Genomic DNA, 2,846 nt, shown 5'->3' on the forward strand with positions numbered 1-2,846 from the left:
AGTGGCGTACCATCCTTTTTGACATTCTGGGTCTGGAACAGCGCAGCGATAGCGCTGACGGACAGATCAACCTGCGAATGGACGGGCATCATCACCGTCTGAGTTTTGTCGACAGTGATCAGGACTCTCTGGCCTACATCGGCTGGGAAGTGGATACCATTGACCAGTTTCAGGCGCTCTACAACCACCTGCAAGGCATGGGTATTGGCGTAGAGATGGCCTCCGAAGCCGATAAACAGGACCGCATGGTACTGGAGCTGATGAAGTTCCGTGGGCCGGACAATGTGCCGTTCGAAGTTTGCCTCTCCCCGTTCCACGACAACCAGCCGTATACCCCCAGCTGCCCGCGTTTTGGCGCTTTCAACACCGGCGATCTGGGCATGGGACACATTCTGATGTGTCACGAAGATACGCAGGCGGCGGTGAAGTTCTACCGCGAAGCGCTGGGCATGAAGATCTCCGACTACATCCATTGGGATGTGGCGAAAGCGACCTTCCTGCACTGCAACCCCCGCCATCACTCGGTAGCCGTCTGTAACCCGTGTTTCGGCACCGAAGCCGGCGAACTGAACCACTTTATGCTGCAGGCTGAAGATATCGATGATGTGGGTCGCGCTTACGACCGCGTATCTGAGCTGGACGTACCGCTGGTACTGACGCTGGGCAAACACACCAACGATAAGATGACCTCCTTCTATATGGTCACTCCGGCAGGGTTTGCGATCGAGTATGGCTACGGCGGTGCTGAAATTCACGACAGCGATGCCTGGGATGTGGAGCTGTATAACGCACCCAAAATCTGGGGCCATAATCTGGTCGAATAAGACCGCTATTCCCCTCCCCAGATAACCTGAGAACACACTAAGAATCGATCCTGAACCAAGATATTGCACTCATTATCTTGCACTTTTGGGCACCGCTACGGTGCCCCTTTTTTCCCATTTGGGAGACCTTTGAGCGTTAGGGTGAACTATGAATACAGAACAGATTCAGGGATACGCCGAGCGTATTCTTGGGGCTTTGCGTGAGCGCGCACCCATTGCGCCGCTGACCAGCGAAGCGCCCGATATGACCGTCGAGGACGCCTACCATATTTCCACCGCCCTGCTGGAGATGCGTAAAAAACAGGGCGAAGTGGTGATCGGCAAAAAGATCGGTATCACTTCCAAAGCGGTGCAGAACATGCTGAATGTGCACCAACCCGATTTCGGGTATCTCACAGACAAAATGGCATTTAGTCAGGGTCAGGAGATGCCGATCAGCGAGCAGCTGATCCAGCCAAAAGCGGAAGGTGAGATCGCCTTCATTTTAAAGAAAGACCTGATGGGGCCCGGCGTGACCAACGCTCAGGTACTGGCAGCAACCGACTTCGTTGTGCCCTGCTTTGAGGTGGTCGATTCCCGCGTTGAAAACTGGCAGATAAAAATTCAGGACACCGTGGCAGATAACGCTTCGTGCGGTCTGTTTATCCTCGGTGATCAAGCGGCCGATCCACGCAAAATTGATCTGCGCACCTGCGGCATGGTGGTGGAGAAAAACGGCGAAGTGATCTCCACCGGCGCAGGCGCTGCCGCATTGGGCAGCCCACTGAACGCTGTTGCATGGCTGGCGAATACATTGGGTCAGTTTGGTATCCCGCTAAAAGCCGGTGAAGTGATTCTGTCCGGTTCTCTGGTACCGCTGGAGCCGGTACAGGCTGGCGACTACATGTCTGTTTCTATCGGCGGCATCGGTTCCGCCTCAGTTAAATTTGTCTAAGGAGGCTGACCGTGAGTAAAAAACTCAAAGCCGCAATTATCGGACCGGGCAATATCGGTACCGATCTGCTGATCAAAATGTTCCGCTCCGAGTGGATTGAACCAGTCTGGATGGTCGGTATCGACCCGGAATCCGACGGCCTGAAACGTGCTCAGGAGATGGGTATTAAAACCACCGCTGAAGGCGTCGACGGTTTGCTGCCCCACGTGATCGAAGACGATATCCGTGTCGCCTTTGATGCCACCTCCGCGTACGTGCATGCCGAGAACAGCCGCAAGCTGAACGAGCTGGGTGTGATCATGATTGACCTGACCCCCGCTGCGATTGGTCCGTTCTGTGTACCACCGGTGAATCTGGCTGAGCATGCGCAGAATCTGGAGATGAACGTCAATATGGTGACCTGTGGTGGTCAGGCGACTATCCCAATGGTGGCCGCCGTATCTCAGGTTCAGGACGTGGAATACGGCGAGATTATCGCCACCGTATCCTCCCGTTCCGCCGGTCCCGGTACGCGTAAAAACATCGACGAATTCACCCGCACCACGGCCGCTGCGGTAGAGAAAGTCGGCGGCGCGGACAAAGGCAAGGCGATCATCATTATCAACCCGGCGGAACCGCCGCTGATCATGCGCGACACCGTGCACTGCCTGACCAAAGAAGCGCCGAACGAAGCCGCGATCACCGAATCCGTGCACGCGATGGTGAAAGAGGTGCAGAAATATGTACCGGGTTACCGTCTGGTGAATGGCCCAGTGTTCGATGGCAACCGTGTCTCCATGTTTATGGAAGTGGAAGGTCTGGGTGACTACCTGCCGAAATACGCAGGCAATCTGGACATCATGACAGCGGCCGGTTTGCGCACCGCTGAGATGTTTGCCGAAGAAGCGGCGAACGGTTCCATCACCCTGCCCAATCGCGGTTAAGCGGAGGATAACCCTATGAATCTGAAAGATAAAAAAGTCATCCTTCACGATATGAGTCTGCGTGACGGTATGCATGCCAAACGTCACCAGATCTCACTGGATCAGATGGTGGATGTGGCCACCGGACTAGATGCGGCAGGCATGCCACTGATCGAAGTCACCCAC

The 2,846-nt window shown here is 55.1% G+C and carries 3 protein-coding genes; all 3 read left to right on the forward strand.

Going from position 1 to position 2,846, the window contains the following annotated elements; translation table 11 throughout:
• On the forward strand, positions 1 to 824 hold an 824-nt coding region (locus tag ABYW01_RS18460; protein ID WP_372835683.1), incomplete at its 5' end, for a VOC family protein.
• Between the two features lie 148 nt (positions 825 to 972).
• The gene (gene dmpE, locus ABYW01_RS18465; protein ID WP_372835686.1) at positions 973 to 1,758 is read left to right on the forward strand and encodes a 2-oxopent-4-enoate hydratase; all 786 of its coding nucleotides are present in this window, start codon (positions 973 to 975) and stop codon (positions 1,756 to 1,758) included.
• An 11-nt stretch (positions 1,759 to 1,769) separates the two neighbouring features.
• Positions 1,770 to 2,681: an acetaldehyde dehydrogenase (acetylating) gene (locus tag ABYW01_RS18470; protein ID WP_372835689.1), complete on the forward strand. Its 912-nt coding sequence runs from the start codon at positions 1,770 to 1,772 to the stop codon at positions 2,679 to 2,681.
• The last annotated feature ends 165 nt before the right edge of the window (positions 2,682 to 2,846 follow it).

Source organism: Pontibacterium sp. (assembly GCF_041587635.1).
Lineage (GTDB): Bacteria > Pseudomonadota > Gammaproteobacteria > Pseudomonadales > Balneatricaceae > Pontibacterium.